The following is a 22,654-nucleotide window of genomic DNA, read 5'->3' on the forward strand; positions in this document are numbered from 1 at the left end:
TATCCAGCAAGTCCAGTCCTATCGAGCCCCGGCGTCACCGGTTGTGAGGAACGTCCGAACGGGTTTCGCCGAGGTGGCCAGTTCCCCCGCCTCGGCACGGATACGGTGCCGCGCAGCGCGTAGCCTCGACCCTGCCTGCAAGCTTTCGATGGATGGGGTTCGACCGTGCGTTTCGCTCGTTTTGTTCATGCCGGTGGCGTGTCCTTCGGCGTCGTCGAGGGCGAGGCCGCCTCAGGCCTGACGATCGCTGAGATCGACAGCATTCCGTTCCAGAACGTCCGCTTCACCGGCCAGCGCTGGGCCCTGGCCGATGTCCGGCTGCTCGCGCCGATCTTCTCCAGCAAGGTGATCGGCGTCGGCCGCAACTACGCCGACCACGCCGCCGAGCTGGGCAACGAGGTGCCCAAGGAGCCGCTGATCTTCATCAAGCCGTCCACCTCGGTGATCGGCCCGAACGACGCGATCCGGATCCCGCCGGTCACCCAGCAGGTGGAGCACGAGGCCGAGCTGGCCGTCGTGATCGGCGCGTCCGGCGCCCGCCGCGTGGACCGCGCCGGCGCCCAGAAGGCCATCTTCGGCTACACCGTGGGCAACGACGTGACGGCGCGCGACCTGCAGCGCAGCGACCCGCAGTGGACCCGGGCGAAGGGCTTCGACTCGTTCTGCCCGCTCGGCCCGTGGATCGAGACCGAGCTCGACGTGAGCGACCTCGAGGTCCGCTGCGAGGTGGGCCGCAACCCCGACGAGATGGAGGTACGCCAGCTCGGCCGTACCAAGGACATGGTCTTCGACGTGCCGACGCTGGTCTCGTACGTGTCCCACGTGATGACGCTGCTGCCCGGCGACGTGATCCTCACCGGCACGCCGGCCGGGGTCAGCCCGATCGTGGCGGGGGAGACGGTCTCGGTGAGCGTCCAGGGCATCGGGGAGCTGCGCAACCCGGTGGTGACGCTCGACTAGGGCGGGCCGGCGCCTTCGCGGGCGATGCCTTCCAGAAGGAGCCGCAGGCCGTAGGTGAACGCCGCCGCGGCCTGCTCCTCCGTACCGCCGCCGAACCCGTCGGCGTGCCACACCCGGGTCATCGTCGGGTGCTGTTCCTCGTCGAACCAGTCCTCCCAGAAGCCGCTGCGCTCGGCCCACCACGAGTCGTTCGACTGCCCGCTGGCCCTGCGCAGCAGTACGTTCTCGCCCTCCTGCCGCGCCGCGGAGGTGACGAGCATCGTGACGGCGAGCGCGGCCTCGTTGACCCGGCCGATCGGCAGGCCCGCCCCGGCCACCGTGGACAGCACGAACTCGCGTTCGGCGAACGTGCCCGGGCCGAGCGGCGGCCGTACGGTCGAGATCCGGCTCAGCCACGGATGCGCCCGGTACATGTCCAGCGTGCGTTGCGCGTACAGATGGATCCGGTCTCGCCAGTCCGAAGGCGGGGAATCGCCGGGTCCGGGGAGGTCGCGGCTGCCCAGCACGTGATCGACCATCAGCTCGAGCAGCTCGGTGCGCGACGGCACGTACGTGTAGAGCGTCATCGTGCCCACGCCGAGCCGGGCGGCGACCTTCGCCATGGAGGCCGCCTCGAGCCCCTCGGCGTCCGCGATCGCGACGCCGGCCGCCACCACCGCGTCGACGCTGAGCCGCGGCCGCCGGCCCGTGCGGGCGCCCGGCGGCGGGTTGCGGTGCCGCCACAACAGCGCCAGCACCCGGTCTGCATCGTTCTCCGCCATCGCGCTCCCGTCCGTTCTCGTATAGCCTACGAGAACAGTTTCCGTAGGGCATACGAGAACGGGGTGCGCGATGAAGATCCTGGTCACCGGCGCGACCGGCAGCGTCGGCCGGCTCGTCGTGGACGAACTCCTGGCGCTCGGCGCGACCGGCGTGCGCGCCCTCACGGTGAACCCCGCGAAGGCGGCCCTGCCGGCCGAGGTGGAGGTGGTCAGGGGCTTCATCGGCCGGCCCTCGACCCTCGCGCCCGCCCTGGAGGGCGTCGACCGGATGTACCTCGCACCGGTGATCGAGACGAACGCCGAGGTGTGCCGGATGGCGGCTGCCGCGGGCGTACGGCGCATCGTCGACCTGGCCGGCGCCAAGGGGGACCACTGGCAGGCGATCGAGGACGGCGTGGAGGCCTGCGGGGTGCCGTACGTGCACCTCGAACCGGGCGAGTTCATGGCCAACGCGGAGCTGTGGGCCGCCCAGATCCGCGCCGGCGACGTGGTGCGCGACGGCTGCGGGTCGGCGGCGAACGCGCCCATCGCGCTCGAGGACATCGCCGCGGTGGCGGCCCGGTGCCTGGTCGAGGAAGGGCACGAGGGTCGCTCGTACGAGCTGACCGGCCCCGAGTCGCTCACGAGGCGCCGGCGGGTCGAGCTGATCGGGGAGGCGCTCGGCCGGCGGCTCACGTACGTCGACCTGCCCCACGACGAGTTCGTGCAGCAGCTCGAGCAGGCGATGGGCGAGTACGCGGCCTGGTACGCCGACGGCATGCGGCAGCTGGCGGCGAACCCCCAGCGGGCCGTGCCGACCGTGGCGGAGCTCACCGGACGCCCGGCGACAACGTTCGCTCAATGGGCCCGTGACCACCGGGAACTCTTCACTCCGTAGGTGGCTTCTCTGTGTGATCGCGGGATCACGGAAACGCAGGGTGTGGGCCCGATTTGGAGGGCACCATGGGCTCGGGTAGAGTTTCCACTCGGTACGGCAAGCCGTACCAATGGGGTATGGGGTAATTGGCAGCCCGACTGATTCTGGTTCAGTTAGTCTAGGTTCGAGTCCTGGTACCCCAGCGCTACGGTCTCCCCGCGAGATCGGCGGCGCTGGACATCTGATAGTGTTCAGCACCGTTGCTGGAGCGGGAAAGCCCGGGCAAGAGCAACAAAGGCAAGGCCTGGTCCCGTCGTCTAGCGGCCTAGGACGCCGCCCTCTCAAGGCGGTAGCGAGGGTTCGAATCCCTTCGGGACTACCAGCATCGATCGGCTCGTGTCAGCGGACACGGGCCGATTCGCTTTTCCGGCCCGGCTCGCCCGGGCGGCCCGGCTCCGGCTTCGGCTCCGGCTCCGGCGGCCCGTCTTCGGCGGCCCGGCCCGGCTCCGGCCCGGCTCCGGCTTCGGCGGTTTGGTCGCGGTCGGCGGCGCTGCTTCTGCGCTGGGCGTAACCGTCAGCCCGCTCGGCCGGGAACACTGTCAGTGTGAGCGATCCCTCCGTCCGCCGCGTCGACTTCGGTTATTTCGTCCGCCCGGCCACCGAGACCGGCACCGGATCCCCGCGCGTCGAGCCGTGCCTCGGATACCTGGTGGAACACCCCGACGGCCTGCTGCTCGTCGACACCGGCATGGGCTCGCATCCCGACGTGGACGCCCACTACCGGCCGCGCCGGGTCGCCCTGGCGGAGGCGTTGCGGGCCGTCGGCGTCGGGCTCACGGATATCCGGTACGTGGTCAACTGCCACCTGCACTTCGACCACAGCGGCGGCAATCCGGATCTCGCCGGCCGTCCCGTCTTCACCCAGCGGGCGGAGCTGGAGGCCGCGCGGACCGTCGAGGACTACACGCTGCCGTGGCTGGTCGACGCGCCGGGCGTCCGCTACGTCGAGCTGGACGGGGAGGCGGAGGTGCTGCCCGGCGTCGTGATCGTTCCCACGCCCGGCCACACCGCCGGCCACCAGTCGGTCGTCGTACGCCGTGGCGACGGCACCGTGATCGTCGCCGGCCAGAGTCACGACCACGCGGCCGCTTTCACCGGTGACGTCCTGGCCTGGCGGGCCGGAAAGGACGGTGTGGAGGACCCGCTGCCGGTTGCTCCGGCCTGGATCGACCGGCTCCTCGAGTTCGACCCGGCCCGCGTCGTCTTCGCCCACGACAACGCCGTCTGGGAGCCGTGACAGCGAGCCGTCGGAGAAGGCGGTGACAGCAAGCCGCCGGAAGGACCTATCGGCGAGCCGCGGCGAATCGGGAAGCGGGCCCTACAGGCCGCTCAGCCGCTGCCCGGCCCGCACCACGGCCATCGCGTGCCGCTCGCCGGGCCGGCGGCCCAGCCGTTCGATCGGACCGCTTATCGAGATGGCGGCGATGACCCGGCCCGTGCGGTCGCGGATCGGGGCCGAGACGCTCGCCACACCGGGCTCGCGTTCCGCGACGCTCTGGGCCCATCCGCGGCGGCGGACCTCCGCGAGGGTGCGGCCGGTGAACTTGCAGCGCGGCAGCAGCGGCATGACCGCTTCCGGCGGTTCCCAGGCGAGCAGGATCTGGGCCGCGGAGCCGGCCACCATCGGCAGGACCGAGCCCACCGGGACCGTGTCGCGCAGGCCGCTGGCGCGTTCCGCGGCGGCCACGCAGATGCGTTCGTCCGCGCGGCGCAGGTAGAGCTGGGCGCTCTCGCCCGTGGCGTCCCGCAGCGCCGACAGCAGCGGTTCCGCCGCGGTCAGCAGCACGTCGGGCGCCGCGTTGGCGAGCTCGCCGAGCCGGGGGCCGGGGCGCCAGCGGCCCTGGGTGTCCCGGACCAGCATCCGGTGGATCTCCAGGGCCTGCGCCAGCCGGTGCGCGGTGGCCCGGGGCAGCTTGGTGCGGTCGACGAGTTCGGCCAGGCTGGCGCCGTCGACGCATGCCGCCAGGATGACGACCGCCTTGTCGAGAACGCCGACACCGCTCATACTGTGTCCCACAAGCCGAAACATACCTCCCAGAATTTAGGATGTCCAGATGGTGGGAGTCACTACGCCGAGGACCCTGGCCGAGAAGGTCTGGGACGACCATGTCGTGCGCAGCGCCGAGGGCGAGCCTGACCTGCTCTACATCGACCTGCACCTGCTCCACGAGGTCACCAGCCCGCAGGCCTTCGACGGGCTGCGCCTGGCGGGCCGCCGGGTGCGGCGTACCGATCTCACGCTCGCTACCGAGGACCACAACACCCCGACCGGGTACGCGGACCCCTCGTTCAACACCCGTCGCGGCGACCTTCTCACGATCGCCGACACGACCTCGCGCACCCAGATCGAGACGCTGCGCAAGAACTGCGCCGAGTTCGGCGTGCAGATCCGCTCGCTCGGCGACGCCCAGCAGGGCATCGTGCACGTCATCGGCCCGCAGCTGGGGCTCACCCAGCCGGGCATGACGATCGTCTGCGGCGATTCGCACACCGCGACCCACGGCGCGTTCGGCGCGCTGGCCTTCGGCATCGGCACCAGCGAGGTCGAGCACGTCCTCGCCACCCAGACGCTGCCGCAGCCCAAGCCGAAGACGATGGCCGTCACGGTCGTCGGCGACCTGCGCCCCGGCGTCACCGCGAAGGACCTGATCCTCGCGCTGATCGCGCAGGTGGGCACGGGCGGCGGCAACGGCCACATCGTGGAATACCGCGGCGAGGCCATCCGCAAGCTCTCCATGGAGGGCCGGATGACCATCTGCAACATGTCGATCGAGTGGGGCGCCAAGGCCGGCATGATCGCGCCGGACGACACCACGTTCGCGTACCTGCAGGGCCGCGACCACGCGCCCAAGGGTGCCGACTGGGACGCCGCGGTGGAGTACTGGCGTTCGCTCGCCACCGACGAGGGCGCCGAGTACGACACCGAGGTGATCCTCGACGCCGCCGCCGTGAGCCCGTTCGTCACGTGGGGCACCAACCCGGGCCAGGGCGCCGCGCTGGACAGCGCCGTGCCGGACCCGGAGGAGTTCGTCGACGAGTCGGAGCGCAACGCCGCCCGCCGCGCGCTGGAGTACATGGGCCTCGAGGCCGGCACGCCGCTCAAGGACGTTCCGGTGGACGTGGTCTTCGTCGGCTCCTGCACGAACGGCCGCCTCGAGGACCTGCGCGCCGCCGCCGAGGTGATCCGGGGCCGCAAGGTGCACGAGGGCGTCCGGATGATGATCGTGCCGGGGTCGTACCAGGTGCGGGAGCAGGCCGAGCAGGAAGGCCTCGACAAGATCTTCCTGGACGCGGGCGCCGAGTGGCGGTTCGCCGGGTGCTCGATGTGCCTGGGCATGAACCCGGACACGCTCAGCCCGGGCGAGCGCGCCGCCTCCACGTCCAACCGCAACTTCGAGGGCCGGCAGGGCAAGGGCGGGCGTACCCACCTGGTCTCGCCCGAGGTCGCCGCCGCCACCGCCGTGACCGGCAAGCTGGCCGCCCCGGCCGACCTGTAGAGACGGAGACCAGCCATGGACAAGTTCACCACCCACGCCGGCAAGGTCATGCCGCTGCGGCGCTCCGATGTGGACACCGACCAGATCATCCCGGCGGTCTACCTGAAGCGGGTCACCCGGACCGGCTTCGAGGACGGGCTGTTCAGCGCCTGGCGCGACGACCCGTCGTTCGTGCTCAACAACCCGGCCCACGCCGGGGCCACGATCCTGGTCGCCGGACCGAACTTCGGCACCGGCTCTTCCCGGCAGCACGCCGTCTGGGCCCTGCGGGACTGGGGTTTCAAGGTCGTCATCGCGGCCCGGTTCGGCGACATCTTCCGCGGCAACGCCCTCAAGGAGGGCCTGCTGCCGGTGCAGCTGGACCAGAAGGCCGTCGAGGCGCTCTGGGACATGGCCGACAGCGAGCCGGACAAGCAGATCACCGTGGACCTGGGCGCCCGTCAGGTGCACGTGGACGACGCCGCGTGGAGCTTCCCGATCGACGATTTCAGCCGCTGGCGCCTCATGGAGGGCCTGGACGACATCGGACTGACGCTGCGACACGAGGACGCTGTCACCGCGTACGAGAAGGATCGCCCGGCTTTCAAGCCGGTCGTTGTCTGAGCCCGCAAAACCCTGTCAGCACAGGCTTTTTCGCCCCCACCGGGTCGCCGGTGGGGGCGAATTCGTTGCGACACAACGGTTTTTTTTCGCGCGAATGTTTGTGTCTGCTGGTCAGAGGGCATACGGTGCGCGCAGAATGGCTCGCATTGGGCCAGTGAGGCATGTTCGGCGACAGCGGACCGCAGGTACGGCACCCGCGGCACGCACAGGATCCCGTCGTCAACGAGTCTCAGTTCTCACGTTCGGGAGGAAAACCGTGAACAAGGCCGAGCTCATCGAGGCGCTCGCCGCCCGACTGGGGGACCGGAAGACGGCGACAGCGGCGCTGGATGCGGTCATCAGCGAGGTGCAGAACGCCGTCACCAAGGGCGACCGCGTTGCCATCACCGGCTTCGGCGTCTTCGAGAAGCGGGCGCGAAATGCGCGTACGGCTCGGAACCCACGCACCGGTGAACCAGTCAAGGTGAAGAAGACGTCCGTCCCCGCTTTCAAGCCCGGCACGGGTTTCCGGGAGATGGTCGCGAGCGGCAAGGTGGCCAAGGCCGCCGCCGCCAAGAAGACCACCGCGGCGGCGAAGTCCACTGCCAGCAAGGCGGCTCCGGCGAAGGCCACCGCCACCAAGACGGCGGCGGCCAAGAAGACGACCGCCGCCACCGCCACCAAGGCCACCGCCACGAAGGCCTCCGCTGCCAAGGCCACCCCGGCCAAGTCGGCGGCGACCAAGACGGCGGCGGCCAAGAAGACCACCGCCAGCAAGGCGGCTCCGGCGAAGGCCACGGCCACCAAGACGGCGGCGGCCAAGAAGACGACCGCCACCAAGGCGGCTCCGGCCAAGTCGGCGGCGACCAAGACGGCGGCGGCCAAGAAGACGACCGCCACCAAGGCGACGGCAACGAAGTCGACCGCCACCAAGGCCACCGCCACCAAGGCCACCGCGGCCAAGTCGACCGCGGCCAAGAAGACGGCGACCGCGGCCACCAAGTCGGCCCCGGCGAAGTCCGCCGCCCGCAAGACCACGGCAGCCACCAAGTCGACGCCGGCCACCAAGGCCACCACGGCGCGGACCTCGGCGGCCCGCAAGACCCGCTGAAGCACCCGCTCAGCGGCACGCTGACGAGACAAAGGGCGTCCACCCGTACGGTGGACGCCCTTTGCGTGTCCCGGCGCCACGGTGGCCGCTGAGCCTACGGTCCGCAGCATGGACCGCAGATCCGCCCCGGACGGGAGCGCCGCCGCGCCCCGGGCCGCCGCCCGCCCCCGGGGACCCGTGAGCCGATCGCTCATCGCCGCCGGCATCTTCGCGGCGGCCGTCCTGCCGGCCTGGATGCTCGGCGACGCGGCGGAGAACTGGACCGGCCTGTCCCTGCTGGACTGGATCGTCACCTGCGTGCTCTCCGGCGCCGCCGTGTACGTGCTGGCGCCGCACGGCTCGTACCGCCGCCGCGACGCCGTCCTGGGCGTCGTCCCGTTCTACGGCTGGTACCTGATCAGCGTGCTCTCGTGGCGGATCGCGCTGCTGCCCCTGCGGGACTGGGAGCCCCGGCAGGACGAGCTGTGGCGGGCCCGCTGGCTCACCGGCGACCTGATCGGTTACTGGCGCACGGATCCGCTGCCACCGCCGTCGCCGCGCCGGGCGGGCGCGGCGGTCAGATCCGGCTCAGCGCCGCGAGCCGGTCGCCCGACCAGGTGAGCACCCAGCCGCTGCCCTTGGGCGTCTTGTAGTCCGCCGGGTCGCCGTCGCCATCGCCGTCCAGGCTCGCCAGCAGCCCCGGGATCACCTTGCCCTGGCTGCAGATCGCCACCCGCTCGCCGTCGCGCAGCTCGGCCAGCCGGGCCGCGGCCACCTTCACCCGCGCCGGGATCTCGTCCGCCTCACCCGGCTCGGCGAACGCCGCGTCCAGGACGATCGGCAGCCCCAGCCGCCGGGCGAGCGGGTCCAGCGTCTGCCGGCACCGCAGCGGTGTGGCCGACACGAGCCGCCGCGGCGAGAACAGCGCGGCCGCGACGCAGACCGTCTCGGCCTGCGCGCGCCCGCGGTCGTCGATCGGGCGCAGGGCGTCCGGGCCGTCGAAATCCTTGCGCTTGCCGGCGTGGGCGTGCCGGACGAGCACGGTCACCCCGGTCACCGGCGGCAGGGTCGTGGCGTGCTCGACCAGGCCGCGGTCGTCCGGGTACGTCAGCCGGTCGATCGCCTCGGCCGGCGACAGCCAGACCACCTCGTCGACCTCGGTCGGATCCTGCGGCTCCCCGGCCGGGCCGTCGCCGGCCCGCATCAACCAGAAGTCGACCGTCTTCGGTACGCCGTCCGGCATCGTGTACGCGATCCCCGGCAGCCGCAGCTGGGGCTCGGCCCGTACGCCGGTCTCCTCGAGGACCTCGCGGACGGCGGCGGCGAGCGAGTGCTCGGAACCGTCCAGCTTCCCCTTGGGCAGGCTCCAGTCGGACCGGTACGGCCGGTGCACGACACAGATCTCGATGCCGTCCCCGGCAGGCCGCCAGAGCACTCCGCCCGCGGCGCGCACCGTTGCCGTCACGTCAGTCAGACCGCCTTGCCGATGATCCGGCGCAGCAGCGCCTCCTGCAGATGGACGTGCGGGTCGGAGGGGGTGGAGGTGCGCCGGTGCCAGGTGCCGTCACCGGCGAGGTCCCAGCCCTCGCTCTCGTCGCTCATCGCCAATTCCAGCACGTTGCGCAGGTCGTCCTGCGCGGAGGGGAGCGTGACACGCACGAGCGCCTCGATCCGGCGGTCCAGGTTGCGGTGCATCAGATCGGCCGAGCCGATCCAGTACTCGGCGTCGTCGCCGGGACCGAACCGGAAGACCCGGGAGTGCTCCAGGAAGCGGCCGACGATCGAGCGGACCCGGATGTTGTCCGACAGCCCGGGTACGCCCGGCCGCAGCGCGCACATGCCCCGGATGATCAGGTCGACCTTCACGCCGTCCTGGGAGGCGCGGTAGAGCGCGTCGATGGTCTCCTCGTCGACGAGCGAGTTCACCTTGAACTGCACCAGGGCGTCGCCGCCGGACCGGCCGATCCGAGCCTGCTCGTGGATCCGCTCGATGAGCCCCCGGCGGACCCCGTGCGGCGCCACGAGCAGGCGGCGGAACGCGGTCTGTCGGCTGTACCCGGTGAGCACGTTGAACAGGTCCGTGACGTCCGCGCCGATCTCCGGGTCGGCGGTCAGCATGCCGAAGTCCTCGTACAGTCGCGCGGTCTTGGGGTGGTAGTTGCCCGTGCCGATGTGGCAGTAGCGGCGGATCTGGTTGCCCTCCTGCCGCACCACCAGGGCTGTCTTGCAGTGCGTCTTGAGGCCGACGAGCCCGTAGACCACGTGGCATCCGGCGCGTTCCAGCGTGCGCGCCCAGCCGATGTTGGCGATTTCGTCGAAACGCGCCTTCACCTCGACCAGCACCACCACCTGCTTGCCCGCGGCGGCCGCGTCGACCAGCGCGTCGACTATCGGGGAGTCGCCGCTGGTGCGGTACAGCGTCTGCTTGATGGCGAGCACGTTCGGGTCCGCCGCGGCCTGCTCGATGAAGCGCTGCACGCTCGTCGAGAACGAGTGGTACGGGTGGTGCACGAGGATGTCGCACTCGCGCAGCCGGTTGAAGACGCTGCGCGGCACCTCCCCGTCGGCCAGGTGCGGGTGGGTGGCCGGCACGAACGGGCGGTCCTTGAGATCGTCGCGGTCCGCGTCGCCGTAGACCTGCCACAGCGAGGACAGGTCCAGCAGGCCGGGCACCCGCAGCACGTCCTCGTCGTTCATGTCGAGCTCGCGGGCGAGCAGGTCGAGCACATGGTCACTGATCGAGGCGGCGACCTCCAGGCGCACCGGCGGGCCGAACCGGCGCTGCGCCAGCTCGCGTTCGAGGGCCTGCAGCAGGTCCTCGTCGCGGTCCTCGTCGACCTCCACCTCGGCGTTGCGGGTCACCCGGAACAGGTGCCACTCCAGCAGCTGCATCCCGGAGAAGAGCTGATCCAGGTGTACGGCGATGAGCTCCTCGACGGGCAGGAAGCGCACCCCGCGGCCGTCGTTCTGCACGGTCACGAACCGCGGCACGTTGTTGGGGACCTTGATCCGGGCGAACAGCTCCCCGCTCTTGTCGTCGGGGTCGCGCAGCACCACCGCGAGGTTGAGCGAGCGGCTGGAGATGTACGGGAACGGGTGCGCCGGATCCACGGCCAGCGGCGTGAGCACGGGGAACACCTGCTCGCGGAAGTACGTCCGCAGCCGCTCCCGCTCGGGCGCGTCCAGCTCGGCCCAGCTGACCAGCTCGATGCCCTCGGCCAGCAGCTTGGGGCGTACCTCCTCGGCGAAGCAGGCGGCGTGCCGGGTGACCAGGTCGGCGGCCCGCTCGGTGATCATCGCCAGCTGGTTGCGCAGCGAGCTGCGATCGCCGCCGCGCATCGGCAGGCCGGCCTTGAGGCGCCGCTTCAGCCCGGCGACGCGCACCATGTAGAACTCGTCGAGGTTGCTGGCGAAGATGGCCAGGAACTTCGCCCGTTCCAGCAGCGGGGTCCCCGGGTCCTCGGCGAGGGCGAGCACGCGCGAGTTGAAGTCGAGCCAGGACAGCTCCCGGTTGAGGAAGCGGTCCTCGGGCAGCTCGGGACGGGTGTCCTCGGCGTCGGGGGCGGCCTCGGCGGGCGAGGTCTCGGTGCGGGCCACGGCAGGGGTACGGCTGGGCAAGGCGGGCTCCGTCGGCTCGATGGCGGTCGGGTCGGAGACTGCCACCCCGGCGGTTCCCGATGCTTCGTCGCGCCGGAGGAACCGCCCGTCCGGACCGCGGCGCCGGGTCACGTTCGCAGGCGCGCTGGTCTGGGGGGTCCGGGGCGGGGTGGTCATCGCTCCATCATTGCCCGTCCGTGGTTAACGGGAAATGAACAAGACTCAGGAGATTCCCGGAAGTTGGAGCTTGATCACATCACCGCCGGCGTCCGCCTCGATCGTGACCCGCTGACCCAGGCGCAGCAGCCGCAGCCCGGATGCCTGGAACGCGGCGGCCGGGAACGCCAGCTCGCTGCCGTCGTCGAGCAGCAGCGTGCCGGTGTGCGTACGGGGATCGAAGGTCGCGACGGTGCCCTGCATGCCGTGCACGCTACCGTGGCGGACTCACCGGCACCCGGCAATCGCAGCCCGGGGTGAGCCCGAGGTCACGCAGCAGCGTGCAGGTGTGTTCGCCGGCGCCGAGCCCGAGCACCGTCCGCAGATCCGCCGCGGTGTCGACGTCCTGCCGCAGGCCCGGCCAGTCCCCGGCGAGAACCCGGGCGCCGGAGGCGGCGTGCGTGGCCGCCGATCCCACGCCGAAACGGGGGTCCAGGGCGGTGCCCGGGCCGGCCGTGAGCAGCACGGTCCCCGTCCCGGCGGCGTCCACCACGATGCTGCGTCCGGTGCCCGCTGACAGCAGCGCGGCGCCCAGCTCGTACGGCCGCAGCGCCGGTAGGTCCCCGGTGAGCACCGCCCGCGACCGGTCCGGACCGGCCACGGAGTCGGCGCCGTGGCGCATGGCCTCGTTCAGCCCGGCCCGTGGGCGGTCGGGTGTGACCCGCGCGCCGAGGGCTGCGACCGCCGCGGCCACCTCGGCGTCGTCCGTGACCACCAGCACCTCGGCGACCAGATCGCAGGCGCCGACCGCGGTGACCGTGTCCCGGACCATGGCCAGGGCCAGTTCCTCGTGCCGGGCGTCGGGCACGGCGCCGCGCAGCCGGCTCTTGGCCGCGGCGAGGCGCTTGACGGGGATGACCGCCGTCCAGTCCGCTCCTGACACGCCGACAATCCTGCCACCGCCGGGGCCGCGGGCGGCGCCACGGCGACCCGGCCTGGCTACGGCGACCACGAGCAGGCATGATTTCGTCCCAGGGTGTGGGGGACGGAGGCGATGGGCGTGGCGCAGCGCAGGCGGCTGGGGGTCTGGCGGCGGCTGGCGGTGATGCTGGTGCTGCCCACCATGTGGGTCTGGACCAGGCGCAGCTGGTCGGGCATGGAGAACCTGCCGCCCGGCGGCGGTTTCATCATCGCGCCGAACCACATGTCGCAGTTCGACCCGCTCGTCGTGGCGCACTACGTGTACGGGTCCGGCCGGTGGCCGCGCTTCCTCGGCAAGGCCAGCATCTGGAAGGTGCCGTTCGTCGGGTTCATGCTGCGCAAGACCCAGCAGATCCCGGTCGAGCGCGGCAGTGTGGAGGCGGTGAAGTCCCTGGACTCCCTCATCGAGGCGATCCAGCAGGGCGGTGTCGTGATCATCTACCCGGAGGGCACGACCACCCGGGACCCGGACCTGTGGCCGATGCGGGGCAAGACCGGCGCCGCCCGGCTCGCCCTGGTCACCGGTGCGCCGGTGATCCCGATGGCGACCTGGGGTACGCAGCAGGTGCACGACGTACGGACCAAGAAGATCTCGCTGAAGCCCCGCCGGCCGGTGAGCGTGGCGGCCGGCAAGCCGGTCGACCTGAGCCGCTGGCAGGGCGAGGCGCCGACCCGGGCGGTGCTCGACCAGATGACCGAGGCGATCCAGCTCGCCGGCCGTGACCTGCTCGCCGACCTGCGCGGCGAGACGCCGCCGGCCGAGCTCTACCAGGGCCCGGCGCGCCGGCCCTCCGGCCCGGCGGGGATGTCGGCATGAGGCGCTCCGTGGTCCTGGGCGCCGGCGCCTGGGGTACGGCGTTCGCCAAGATCCTCGCCGAGGCCGGTTCGGAGGTGACGATCTGGGCCCGCCGCGACTCCGTCGCCGCCGCCATCCGGGAGCAGCACACCAACGAGTTCTCGCTGCCCGGCGTCAAGCTGCCGTCGCGAGTCACCGCCACCAGCGACCTGGCCGCGGCCGTGTCCGGTGCGGAGCTGGTGTTCCTGGCCGTGCCGTCGCAGACCCTGCGGGGCAACCTGGCCGACTGGGCGGGGCACCTGCCCGGCGACTGCACGCTCGTCTCCCTGATGAAGGGCATCGAGCTGGGGACGACCAAGCGGATGAGCCAGGTCATCGTGGAGACCGCGGGCGTCGATCCGGACCGCGTCGTGGTGGTGTCCGGGCCCAACCTGGCCCCGGAGATCGCCGCCGAGCAGCCCGCCGCGACCGTGGTGGCCGGCACCGACCCGGACCGGGCGCAGCTCGTGCAGCAGGCCATCGCTCTGCCGTACATCCGGCCGTACACCAGCGACGACGTGATCGGCTGCGAGTTGGGCGGGGCGGTCAAGAACGTCATCGCGCTCGCGTACGGGATGGCCCACGCGATGGGCATGGGCGACAACACCAAGGCGTCGCTGATCACCCGGGGCCTGGCCGAGACCACCCGGCTCGGGGTGGCGCTGGGTGCCGACCCGATGACGTTCGCGGGTCTCGCGGGGCTGGGCGACCTGGTGGCCACCTGCTCGTCGCCGCTGTCGCGCAACCGGACGTTCGGCGAGCACCTGGGCCGCGGCGAGTCGCTCGAGGCGGCGCAGGCGGCGGCGAAGCAGACCGCGGAGGGCGTGAAGAGCTGCCTGGCGATCCGCGACCTCGCCCGGGCGCACGGCGTCGAGATGCCCATCACGGAGCAGGTCGAGCGCGTCTGCCACGAAGGTGTCGATCCCCGGGTCGCGGTGAAGCTGCTCATGGGTCGCGAGATGAAGCCGGAGTGACGGAGATGGGCGACAAGGGTGACGGCACGCTGGTCGTGCACGCGGGGCTGCCCGAGCCGGTGCCGGGGGAGCCGTTCCTGCCGGGTCCGGTGTTCGCGGCGCCGTACCACCTGGACCCGGTGAACGGGCCGGGCGAGAACGGGTACGGGCGCCCCGACAACCCGACGCGGCGCGCGCTCGAGGCCGCGATCGGTGAGCTGGAGGGCGGGCAGGTCCGGGCGTTCGCGACGGGTCAGGCCGCCATCACCGCGCTGCTGCTGTCGGTGCTGCGCTCGGGGGACACCGTGGCGTTGCCCTCCGACGGCTACTTCACCGTCCGCGCCTTCGCCGAGGGGACGCTGCGCGACCTGGGCGTGAGCACGGTGCTCGTGCCCACCGCGGGGCCGTACCCGTCGTTCGAGGGCGTACGCCTGGTGTTGCTCGAGACGCCGGCCAACCCGGGCCTGGACGTCTGCGATGTGCGGGCCGTCTCGGCGGCCGCGCATGCGGCCGGGGCGCTGGTGGCGGTGGACAACACCACGGCGACGCCGCTGGGGCAGCGGCCGCTGGAGCTGGGCGCCGACCTGGTGGTCGCCTCCGGCACCAAGGCGCTGACCGGGCACTCCGACGTGCTGCTCGGGTACGTGGCGACCGGCGACGAGGACCTGCTGGCCCGGGTCACGACGTGGCGGGCGCAGACCGGCGGGACCCCGGGCGCCTTCGACTGCTGGCTCGCGCACCGCTCGCTGGCCACGCTGGACCTGCGGCTGGCCCGGCAGACCGCCAACGCCGCCGCGGTGGCCGGCCTGCTGAGCGGGCGTTCCGACGTGACCGGGGTGCGCTGGCCCGGCCTGTCCACCGACCCGTCGTACGAGGTCGCCGCCGCCCAGATGCGCCGCATCCCGGGCATCGTCTCGTTCGACCTCGGCAGCGCCGAACGGGTCGCGCGGTTCCTGGAGGCCTCGGAGCTCGTCTTCGCGGCGACGTCCTTCGGCGGGCTGCACACCACGGCCGACCGGCGCGCGCAGTGGGGTGACGACACCGCGCCCGGCTTCGTACGGCTCTCCTGTGGCGTCGAGGACACGCCGGACCTGGTCGCCGACCTGAGCGCCGCCCTCGACAAGAGTTGACGCTGTGACGGAGTGGAGCAGTTTCAGCGGCGCCGAGGTGACCGCGCTGGCGCAGGGTGAGAGCTTCTTCGCCGCTCCCGGGGAACGGGACTGCCCGGCCTGCGGTTGTCGCAGCGTACGGGCGTACGTGAATGCTCCGGAGAACGCACGCAGGCCGACCCTGGTCTCGTACGTGTGGTGCACGGCCTGCCGGAAGTTCGTCGGCACCCGGGCGAAGCATCCCGAGGGCCTGGTGTTTTCCGACCCGCTCGCCGTGCTCGATGCCGCGCAGCGGCGAGAGCTGGAACGCAGTCTCGTCGGCTTCCTCGCCCACCTGGACCGGCTGTGGGACGACGGCGTGCTGCCGCAGTCGTTCGCCGCCGCCTAAAGCCGACACCGCCTTGCGCTCAGGAGTGTCGTGGTTCTATGGTTCGTTACATCAGTAATGAACCGCAGAACTAAGGAGGCGGTGGTGTTCGACGACCGCAGCCCCATCTATCTGCAGATCGCCAATCGGATCAAGGACGAGGTCCTCAGCGGGACGCTGAAGGAGGACGACCAGGTCATGTCCACCAACCAGTACGCGGCGTTCTACCAGATCAACCCGGCCACGGCGGCGAAGGGCTTCGCCCAGCTGGTCGACGAGGGAGTGCTCTACAAGAAGCGCGGCATCGGCATGTTCGTCACCCCGGACGCGCGCGAGAAGCTGCGTACCCGGCGGCGAGAGCGGTTCTTCACCGACGTCGTCGACCCCATGCTCGCCGAGGCCCGGATGATCGGCGTTTCCGTCGAGGAGATCAAGCGGCACATCGACGGGGGTGTCCGATGATCTCGCTGCGGGACCTCACCGTCCGCTACGGCGACACAGTGGCGGTCGACGGCCTCACCACCGACCTCGAGCCCGGCAAGATTTACGGGCTGCTGGGGCGCAACGGCTCCGGCAAGACGAGCCTGCTCAGCGTGCTCGCGGCGTACCGGAAGGCGGCCGGCGGGTCCGTGACGGTGAACGGCGTGGACCCCTTCGAGAACCCCCAGGCCATGCGCGACACCGTGTTCGTCCGCGACGCCCCGGACGTGCCGCAGGCCGACCGCGTCGGCAAGGTCCTCGGCTTCTTCGCGCGACTGCGCCCCCGCTGGGACGCGGCATACGCCGACCACCTGGCCGACACCTTCGGACTCGACCGCCGCAAGCGGGTCTCGGCGCTGTCGCGGGGGCAGCGGTCGGCCCTCGGCGTCGTCATCGGCCTCGCCACCCGGGCCCCGCTCACCATCCTCGACGAGGCCTACCTGGGCATGGACGCCGTCGCCCGCAGCGTCTTCCAGCGCGAGCTGCTCGCCGACTACCTCGCCCACCCGCGCACGATCATCCTCTCCACCCACCTCATCCAGGAGGTCGCGGACCTCTTCGAGGAGGTGCTGATCCTCGACCGCGGCCGCCTCATCGTGCAGGAGGACACCGACACCTTCCGGTCCCGCGGCGTCGCGGTGACCGGCCCCGAGGAGGCGGTGGAGACCTTTGTGTCGGGGCGTACGGTGCTCGCCCGGCAGAGCCTCGGCGGCGTCCGCCAGGCCACCCTCTACGGCAGCCTCGACGACGACGAGCAGCGCCGCGCCGGCAGCGCCGGGCTGACCCTGGAGCCGGTCGGCATCCAGGACCTCTTCGTCCACCTCACCTCGGCAGAGCGAACCCCGGAGGCGGTCCGATGAAAACCATGGTCCTCACCTCGTTCCTGCGGATGTACCGGCCGCAGATGCTCTGGTTCGCCGGGTTCCTGGTCGTCGGCGTGGGGCTCGCCGACGCGGTGGTCGCCCGGTTCACCGACCCGCCGTTCAGCCTCTGGATGTTCATCGCCGGGTCGGCCGTCAAATACTGGCTCGGCGTCGTCGGCGTCACCCTCGTCGCCGTCCACCTGCGGCAGTTCGTGGCGGCCGGCATCACCCGGCGCGACTTCATCGTGGGCGGGCTGCTCTTCGGCGTGGTCCTGGCCGTCGCCGCCGCGCTGCTGGTGCCGGTCGGGCACGGCTTCGAGGACGCGCTGCGCGGGGGCGCCGGCGGCGTACCGGCCGACTATCCCCGGTGGTCGGTGCCGGTGGCGGTGAGCGAGTTCGGGCACGTCCTGCCCAGTTGCCTGGCGTACCTGGTCGCGGGCGCCGCCGCGGGCGCCGGCTTCTACCGCTTCGGCGCGTGGGGCGGGCTGCCGCTGCTCATCCCCGCCCTCGTGCCGGTGGCCGCCGCCGAGGGGCTGCTCGGGCTCGGCGACAACGGGGAGGTGCTGACCCGCCTGGTGCCGTACGGGATCGCGCTGGCCGTCTCGCTGCTGGCAACCGTGCTCGGCGTGGTCCTGTACCACCGCGAGCTGCGGCACGCGGCGATCCGCTCGGGGCCGGTGGGCTGAGCGGGTGCAGGGCGGGCGGCCGGCTGCCACGGGGGCGAGCCGGCCGTCGCCGTGCCCGCCTCAGCGGGGGCGAGCCGGCCGTCGCCGGGTCCGCCTCAGCGGGGGCAGGGGGCGAAGCCGCCGTGGGCGATGGCGAAGTCGTACACCCAGGCGCGCTGGGCCTCCGTGTCCGGCACCGGCAGGCCGCGGGCCTCCGTCACCAGGCGCAGGGCGCGTTCCGGGCCCACGCCGAGCATCACCAGCGTCACGCAGGCCAGCAGCGTCGACCGGCCGATGCCGGCGAAGCAGTGCGTCACCACGTAGCGGCCCGCCCGTACGTGCGCGGCCAGCCGTACGCCCAGCGCCACGACGTCGTCCGGCACCCCGCGGTCCGGGATGGGACACGACACGTGCTGGATGCCCGCGGCGGCCGCGGCCGCCGCGGCGCCGGAGAGGCCGAGGCGGTTCTCCTCGGCCGGGGTGAGCGCCGACACGACCACGTCCACGCCGGCGGCGGCCAGGGCGGCCATCTCGTCCGCCAGCCGGGCCCCGCCGCGCGGGTGCGCCATGGTCGCCAGCCGGCCGGGGCCGTGCCAGGCGATCACGTTGAGTGCTGGTCTCATCGACTCCCTGTCCCTATATGCCGGGCCGCCGCCCGCCGACTCCAGAATGTGGTTCACGCAGAGTAGGGTCACCTCCGGCATGCCCGCAGCCCGGTCCCGGCGCGGCAGGCAGCGTAGCGATCCCCGGCAACGAGAGGCCATGTCATGTCGACCCCTCGCAAAACCCGTGTGGCGATCGTGTTCGGTGGCCGCAGCACCGAGCACGCCATCTCGTGCGTGAGCGCGGGCAGCATCCTGGCCGCCCTCGATCCCGACGAGTACGAGGTCGTGCCGGTCGGCATCACCCGCGAGGGCTCCTGGGTGCTCGCCGGTGAGGACCCGGCCCAGCTCGCCATCGAGGGCAACCGGCTGCCGGAGGTCACCGCCGCGTCCGGCAGGGCCGTCGTGCTGCCCGCCGACCCCACGTCGAGCGGGCTGATGGTGGTCGACCCCGCCGACGGCGTCGCGGTCCTCTCCGGCGTCGACGTGGTCTTCCCCGCCCTGCACGGGGCGTACGGCGAGGACGGCACGATCCAGGGGATGCTGGAGATGGCCGGGATCCCGTACGTGGGCGCGAACGTCTTCGCCTCGGCGGCCGGCATGGACAAGGAGTTCACCAAGAAGCTCGCCGCCGCCGAGGGCATCCCGGTGGGGCCGTACGCGGTGCTGCGCGCCGGCAACTCGCTGTCCGATGCGGACAAGGAGCGGCTCGGCCTGCCGGTCTTCGTGAAGCCGTCCCGGGCCGGCTCGTCGTACGGCATCAGCAAGGTCACCGACTGGGCGGACCTGGACGAGGCGGTCGCCAAGGCCCGGCAGATCGACCCCAAGGTGCTGGTCGAGGCCGCGATCGTGGGCCGTGAGGTGGAGTGCGGGGTGCTCGAGGGCGAAGCCGGCGGCGCGCCCGAGGCCTCCCTGCTCGCCGAGATCCTCGTCACCACGTCCGACGACGAGTTCTACGACTTCGACGCGAAATACCTGGGCGACGGCACGCCGTACCAGATCCCGGCCGACCTGAAGCCGGACGTCACCCGCCGCATCCAGGAGTACGCGGCCCGCACGTTCACGGCCCTCGACTGCGCCGGACTGGCCCGGGTGGACTTCTTCGTCACGGCCGACGACGAGGTGCTGCTCAACGAGATCAACACGATGCCCGGCTTCACGCCGACGTCGATGTTCCCGCTGATGTGGGCCGCGACGGGCCTGGACTACCCGAAGGTCGTGGACCGGCTGATCCGTACGGCGCTGCGCCGCGGGACCGGCCTGCACTGACCGGCGGTCACACGCACCCCGACGGCACGCCCTGCGTCACCGACTTGTCGGTCTCCACCACGACGTCGGAGAACTCGTTCGCCCACTGGGCCGGCTGCTCGTACCGCTTCGGGACGGTGACCTGCACCGGCACCTCACGGTCCATCGTGGTGAACGTGGTGGCGTCGGCCTTCGCGTCGGCGTACCAGCAGACCCGGTTCATGTTCAGCAGCTCGGTGTCGAGCGGCACGCAGCCGGACCCGGTCTCGTCGAGCGACGTGCACATCACCGGCCGGGTGACCCCGCAGGCGACCGTGATGGGCGGCTCGCCGTAGGCGGCGTTCTGCTCCGGGCCGGCGCTGACCTTGCGCGCGGGCAGATCGCGGACCTTCACCGGAAGCTGCGACGTGACGGCGAGGCAGACAGAGGCCGGGCGCTCGCCCAGCTTCGGCGCCGGCATCTGCACGGGCGTGTCCGGCACCACCGCGGGCTGCGTCGCCGCCGGCTTCGCCTTCGGCTCGTCCGGCGAGATCTGCGTGAAGATGCCCCACCCCACGAGCAGAGCCACCGGTACGGCCACGACAGTCGCCCAGAGGGCGGCGCTACGCGTCACCGGATCCTTGGCGGGGGGCTGCTTGCCCGGGCGGGTCTCCACATCGACCATGTCAGAGATTTACCACGGAGCACGTCACCGTCCGGGTGATGCCCGGCACGTACTGGATTTTGCTCACAATCATCCGGCCGAGCTCGTCGACGCTGTGCCCCTCGGCGAGCACGACCACGTCGTACGGCCCGGTGACAGCGTCGCACCGGACCACCCCGGCGATCTTGGAGATGGCCGCGGCCACGTCACGGGCCTTCCCGACCTCGGTCTGGATGAGGATGTATGCCTGGACCACAATCCGACTCCTGTCCGCCGCGCGCCGGTGACCCGAACGTGAAACTACAGTACGGAGCGCGGTCCTCGCGGCATGCTGAGCGCGCGCACTCGTAAAAGGGGTGAGCGTTACGCCGGCCGTGTGCCCGGCGCGCAGCCCGGCCGGCTGCCGGAACGACCCGCGGAACCGACCGTGGGACGCCCGCGCGGCCCGGCCGGCTGCGGGACGACCCGCAGGCGATCGGCTCGGCGGGACCTGAGGTATCGAGGGGGACGGTGGACGTGAGCATCGCGGAGGCGGGAGAGTTCGGGCTGATCGCCCGGATCGTCGCGCGGCTCGGGAGCGGCCCGGCGAGCCTGCTCGGCCCGGGCGACGACGCGGCGGTGGTGGCCGCCCCGGACAAGCGGGTCGTGGCGTCGACGGACGTCCTCGTGGAGGGCCGGCACTTCCGCCGGGACTGGTCCAGCGCGGCGGACGTGGGCCGCCGCGCGGCAGCCGCCAACCTCGCGGACATCGCGGCCATGGGTGCCACGCCGACCGCGCTGCTCGTGGCGCTGTGCGTACCGTCGGACCTGGACCCGGTGTGGGCCGAGGAGCTGGCCGAGGGCCTCTCCGAGGAGGCGGCGAGGACGGGCGCGACGGTGGTGGGCGGCGACATGTCGTCGAGCCCCACCCTGACCATCGCGGTCACCGCGCTGGGCGACCTCGGCGGACGAGCCCCGGTGGTGCGCGGCGGGGCGCAACCGGGTGACGTGGTGGCGCTCGCCGGCCGGACGGGCTATGCCGCGGCGGGCTACACGGTGCTGTCCCGCGGCTTCCGCACCCCGAAGGTGCTCGTGGAGGCGTACCGCAGGCCGGCCGTCCCGTACGCGCAGGGCCCGGCGGCCGCGGCGGCCGGAGCGACCTCGATGATCGACGTCTCGGACGGCCTGCTCCAGGACCTCGGCCACGTGGCGACGGCCAGCGTGGTCGGCATAGACATCCGCCGCGACGCCTTCGAGGTCCCGGATCAGATGCGCGACGCGGCGTCGGCGCTGGGCGTCGACCCGTACGTGTGGCTCCTGGCGGGCGGCGACGACCACGCCCTCGCCGCGACGTTCCCGTCGGCGGCGGTGCTGCCGCCGGAGTGGCGGGTGGTCGGCAGCGTGCACGAGGGCACGGGGGTGACCGTGGACCGCAAGCCGTGGCAGGGCGGGACGGGGTGGGACCACTTCCGCTGACCGCCGGGCTGCTTTGTGCCGCCTGGCGCGGCGCCGGTTAGCGTGGCGGGGTGGAGAAGATCAAGATCCGCGAGGCAGGCTTCGGCGACCCCGCGGTGCAGCGCCTCATCGCCGCCGCGATGGCCGAACTCAGCGCCCGGTACGGCGGCAGCGGCGACGACACCCCCGTCGACGCGTCCCACTTCGCCCCGCCGGACGGTGCGTTCCTCGTGGCGGAGGACGAGACGGGACGCCTGGTCGGGTGCGCGGGCTGGCGTACCCACGGCGAGGACGCAGAGCTCAAGCGCATGTTCACGGTCGCGGACGCCCGGGGCCGAGGGGTGGCCCGCCAGGTCCTCACCGCGATCGAGGACTCGGCCCGGGAGCGGGGGCGCAAACGGGTGATTCTCGAGACCGGCGACAAGCAGCCCGAGGCGATCGCCCTGTACGAGAAGTACGGGTACGAGCGGATCGAGGACTTCGGCTACTACAAGGGTGAGGAGGGGGTGCTGTCGTACGCCCGCACCCTGTAGCCGCTCCGGGCCGCGCGTGCCTGTGCGCCCCGGCCGACCCGGGGGTGGCCCGGGCACGCGGCTGGTCGGGCAGACACGCGTAGCCGCCGGGTCACGGGGGACCCGGCGGCTACGGGAAGTGCTGTTCGGCGGGGGCGGTCAGCCCCGGCGCCCGCGCGTCAGGCGCGGACGACCTTGCCGGCCTTGATGCACGAGGTGCAGACCTTCAGCTTCTTGGTGTTGCCGCCACCGGCCGGGGTGCGCACCGACTGGATGTTCGGGTTCCAGCGGCGGTTGGTCCGCCGGTGCGAGTGGGACACGTTGTGGCCGAAGCCCGGTCCCTTGCCACAGACGTCGCACACGCTAGCCACGGGGTACTCCTGGGATTGATACGCCGGGCGGA

27 protein-coding genes and 2 tRNA genes are annotated in these 22,654 nt (G+C 72.2%); 19 read left to right on the forward strand and 10 right to left on the reverse strand.

Going from position 1 to position 22,654, the window contains the following annotated elements:
* Positions 1-165: 165 nt before the first annotated feature.
* Complete coding sequence (locus IT780_RS13300; protein WP_199511800.1) at positions 166-960, forward strand: fumarylacetoacetate hydrolase family protein; 795 nt, start codon at positions 166-168, stop codon at positions 958-960.
* Here the strand turns inward: IT780_RS13300 and IT780_RS13305 are convergent.
* Positions 957-1,721 carry a TetR/AcrR family transcriptional regulator gene (locus IT780_RS13305; RefSeq protein WP_199511801.1) on the reverse strand — a complete coding sequence of 255 codons (765 nt, stop codon included), beginning with the start codon at positions 1,719-1,721 and terminating at the stop codon, positions 957-959. The genes IT780_RS13300 and IT780_RS13305 overlap by 4 nt on opposite strands.
* Before the next feature lie 70 nt (positions 1,722-1,791).
* Between IT780_RS13305 and IT780_RS13310 the strand changes: the two genes are divergently transcribed.
* The 4 genes from IT780_RS13310 (at position 1,792) to IT780_RS13325 (ending at position 3,874) form a co-directional block, all read left to right on the forward strand.
* Complete coding sequence (locus IT780_RS13310; RefSeq protein ID WP_199511802.1) at positions 1,792-2,598, forward strand: NAD(P)H-binding protein; 807 nt, start codon at positions 1,792-1,794, stop codon at positions 2,596-2,598.
* Positions 2,599-2,708: 110 nt separating this feature from the next.
* Positions 2,709-2,780, forward strand: a tRNA-Gln gene (locus tag IT780_RS13315).
* A gap of 103 nt (positions 2,781-2,883) precedes the next feature.
* Positions 2,884-2,959, forward strand: a tRNA-Glu gene (locus IT780_RS13320).
* A gap of 222 nt (positions 2,960-3,181) precedes the next feature.
* Positions 3,182-3,874, forward strand: a complete 693-nt coding sequence (locus IT780_RS13325) for an N-acyl homoserine lactonase family protein (protein ID WP_199511803.1) — start codon at positions 3,182-3,184, stop codon at positions 3,872-3,874.
* An 81-nt stretch (positions 3,875-3,955) separates the two neighbouring features.
* Here the strand turns inward: IT780_RS13325 and IT780_RS13330 are convergent, their stop codons facing one another.
* Positions 3,956-4,642: an IclR family transcriptional regulator gene (locus IT780_RS13330; RefSeq protein ID WP_127497394.1), complete on the reverse strand. Its 687-nt coding sequence runs from the start codon at positions 4,640-4,642 to the stop codon at positions 3,956-3,958.
* A 49-nt stretch (positions 4,643-4,691) separates the two neighbouring features.
* On the opposite strand from IT780_RS13330, the gene leuC reads away from it, so the two are divergent.
* From leuC to IT780_RS13350, 4 genes are all read left to right on the forward strand, one after another.
* Positions 4,692-6,134 carry a 3-isopropylmalate dehydratase large subunit gene (leuC, locus tag IT780_RS13335; protein ID WP_199511804.1) on the forward strand — a complete coding sequence of 481 codons (1,443 nt, stop codon included), beginning with the start codon at positions 4,692-4,694 and terminating at the stop codon, positions 6,132-6,134.
* Positions 6,135-6,149: 15 nt separating this feature from the next.
* Positions 6,150-6,737, forward strand: coding sequence for a 3-isopropylmalate dehydratase small subunit (leuD, locus tag IT780_RS13340; protein WP_199511805.1), 588 nt, complete (start codon positions 6,150-6,152; stop codon positions 6,735-6,737).
* Between the two features lie 256 nt (positions 6,738-6,993).
* Positions 6,994-7,827 carry an HU family DNA-binding protein gene (locus tag IT780_RS13345; protein WP_199511806.1) on the forward strand — a complete coding sequence of 278 codons (834 nt, stop codon included), beginning with the start codon at positions 6,994-6,996 and terminating at the stop codon, positions 7,825-7,827.
* 108 nt (positions 7,828-7,935) lie between these two features.
* The gene (locus IT780_RS13350) at positions 7,936-8,427 is read left to right on the forward strand and encodes a hypothetical protein (protein WP_199511807.1); all 492 of its coding nucleotides are present in this window, start codon (positions 7,936-7,938) and stop codon (positions 8,425-8,427) included.
* On the opposite strand, the gene IT780_RS13355 is transcribed toward IT780_RS13350, so the two are convergent.
* Genes IT780_RS13355 through cofC form a run of 4 tightly spaced genes read right to left on the reverse strand, consistent with a single transcriptional unit; the run spans position 8,384 to position 12,502 of the window.
* Entirely contained in the window at positions 8,384-9,271 is an 888-nt protein-coding gene (locus tag IT780_RS13355) for an NUDIX hydrolase (protein WP_199511808.1), read from the reverse strand. The two genes, IT780_RS13350 and IT780_RS13355, sit on opposite strands and share 44 nt — an antisense overlap.
* A gap of 5 nt (positions 9,272-9,276) precedes the next feature.
* On the reverse strand, positions 9,277-11,580 hold the full coding sequence (locus tag IT780_RS13360) for an RNA degradosome polyphosphate kinase (protein ID WP_199511809.1): 2,304 nt from the start codon (positions 11,578-11,580) through the stop codon (positions 9,277-9,279).
* 45 nt (positions 11,581-11,625) lie between these two features.
* Positions 11,626-11,823 carry a cold-shock protein gene (locus IT780_RS41795; protein ID WP_233412729.1) on the reverse strand — a complete coding sequence of 66 codons (198 nt, stop codon included), beginning with the start codon at positions 11,821-11,823 and terminating at the stop codon, positions 11,626-11,628.
* 10 nt (positions 11,824-11,833) lie between these two features.
* Positions 11,834-12,502, reverse strand: a complete 669-nt coding sequence (cofC, locus tag IT780_RS13365; protein ID WP_307831168.1) for a 2-phospho-L-lactate guanylyltransferase — start codon at positions 12,500-12,502, stop codon at positions 11,834-11,836.
* 111 nt (positions 12,503-12,613) lie between these two features.
* On the opposite strand from cofC, the gene IT780_RS13370 reads away from it, so the two are divergent.
* Genes IT780_RS13370 through IT780_RS13400 form a run of 7 tightly spaced genes read left to right on the forward strand, consistent with a single transcriptional unit; the run spans position 12,614 to position 17,833 of the window.
* Complete coding sequence (locus tag IT780_RS13370) at positions 12,614-13,357, forward strand: lysophospholipid acyltransferase family protein (RefSeq protein ID WP_199511957.1); 744 nt, start codon at positions 12,614-12,616, stop codon at positions 13,355-13,357.
* Positions 13,354-14,349: an NAD(P)H-dependent glycerol-3-phosphate dehydrogenase gene (locus IT780_RS13375; RefSeq protein WP_199511810.1), complete on the forward strand. Its 996-nt coding sequence runs from the start codon at positions 13,354-13,356 to the stop codon at positions 14,347-14,349. Before IT780_RS13370 ends, IT780_RS13375 begins: the two co-directional genes overlap by 4 nt.
* A gap of 5 nt (positions 14,350-14,354) precedes the next feature.
* Positions 14,355-15,458, forward strand: coding sequence for a cystathionine gamma-lyase (locus tag IT780_RS13380; RefSeq protein ID WP_199511958.1), 1,104 nt, complete (start codon positions 14,355-14,357; stop codon positions 15,456-15,458).
* Between the two features lie 4 nt (positions 15,459-15,462).
* Positions 15,463-15,825, forward strand: a complete 363-nt coding sequence (locus IT780_RS13385) for a hypothetical protein (protein ID WP_199511811.1) — start codon at positions 15,463-15,465, stop codon at positions 15,823-15,825.
* A 57-nt stretch (positions 15,826-15,882) separates the two neighbouring features.
* Complete coding sequence (locus tag IT780_RS13390) at positions 15,883-16,266, forward strand: GntR family transcriptional regulator (RefSeq protein ID WP_233412730.1); 384 nt, start codon at positions 15,883-15,885, stop codon at positions 16,264-16,266.
* Positions 16,263-17,144, forward strand: coding sequence for an ABC transporter ATP-binding protein (locus IT780_RS13395; RefSeq protein ID WP_199511812.1), 882 nt, complete (start codon positions 16,263-16,265; stop codon positions 17,142-17,144). The genes IT780_RS13390 and IT780_RS13395 overlap by 4 nt, the downstream gene beginning before the upstream one ends.
* A complete protein-coding gene (locus tag IT780_RS13400; RefSeq protein ID WP_199511813.1) occupies positions 17,141-17,833 on the forward strand; it encodes a hypothetical protein in 693 nt (230 codons plus the stop codon). The genes IT780_RS13395 and IT780_RS13400 overlap by 4 nt, the downstream gene beginning before the upstream one ends.
* A 95-nt stretch (positions 17,834-17,928) precedes the next feature.
* Here the strand turns inward: IT780_RS13400 and IT780_RS13405 are convergent, their stop codons facing one another.
* Positions 17,929-18,435, reverse strand: coding sequence for a protein-tyrosine phosphatase family protein (locus IT780_RS13405; protein WP_199511814.1), 507 nt, complete (start codon positions 18,433-18,435; stop codon positions 17,929-17,931).
* 144 nt (positions 18,436-18,579) lie between these two features.
* Here IT780_RS13405 and IT780_RS13410 point away from each other — a divergent pair, with 144 nt between their 5' ends.
* Positions 18,580-19,683, forward strand: coding sequence for a D-alanine--D-alanine ligase family protein (locus IT780_RS13410; RefSeq protein WP_199511815.1), 1,104 nt, complete (start codon positions 18,580-18,582; stop codon positions 19,681-19,683).
* Between the two features lie 7 nt (positions 19,684-19,690).
* Here the strand turns inward: IT780_RS13410 and IT780_RS13415 are convergent, their stop codons facing one another.
* Together IT780_RS13415 and IT780_RS13420 are read right to left on the reverse strand one after the other, a co-directional pair.
* Complete coding sequence (locus tag IT780_RS13415; RefSeq protein ID WP_199511816.1) at positions 19,691-20,326, reverse strand: DUF3515 domain-containing protein; 636 nt, start codon at positions 20,324-20,326, stop codon at positions 19,691-19,693.
* Between the two features lies 1 nt (position 20,327).
* Positions 20,328-20,561, reverse strand: a complete 234-nt coding sequence (locus IT780_RS13420) for an Lrp/AsnC family transcriptional regulator (protein WP_199511817.1) — start codon at positions 20,559-20,561, stop codon at positions 20,328-20,330.
* Between the two features lie 260 nt (positions 20,562-20,821).
* On the opposite strand from IT780_RS13420, the gene IT780_RS13425 reads away from it, so the two are divergent.
* Both IT780_RS13425 and IT780_RS13430 read left to right on the forward strand, forming a co-directional pair.
* A complete protein-coding gene (locus IT780_RS13425) occupies positions 20,822-21,760 on the forward strand; it encodes a thiamine-phosphate kinase (RefSeq protein ID WP_199511960.1) in 939 nt (312 codons plus the stop codon).
* Positions 21,761-21,810: 50 nt separating this feature from the next.
* On the forward strand, positions 21,811-22,272 hold the full coding sequence (locus IT780_RS13430; protein ID WP_199511818.1) for a GNAT family N-acetyltransferase: 462 nt from the start codon (positions 21,811-21,813) through the stop codon (positions 22,270-22,272).
* A 158-nt stretch (positions 22,273-22,430) separates the two neighbouring features.
* Here IT780_RS13430 and rpmB read toward each other — a convergent pair whose 3' ends face one another.
* Positions 22,431-22,622, reverse strand: a complete 192-nt coding sequence (rpmB, locus tag IT780_RS13435) for a 50S ribosomal protein L28 (RefSeq protein WP_023561910.1) — start codon at positions 22,620-22,622, stop codon at positions 22,431-22,433.
* Positions 22,623-22,654 lie beyond the last annotated feature (32 nt).

The sequence above is a fragment of the Nucisporomicrobium flavum genome (genome assembly GCF_016464385.1).
GTDB classification, from domain to species: domain Bacteria; phylum Actinomycetota; class Actinomycetes; order Mycobacteriales; family Micromonosporaceae; genus Actinoplanes; species Actinoplanes flavus_A.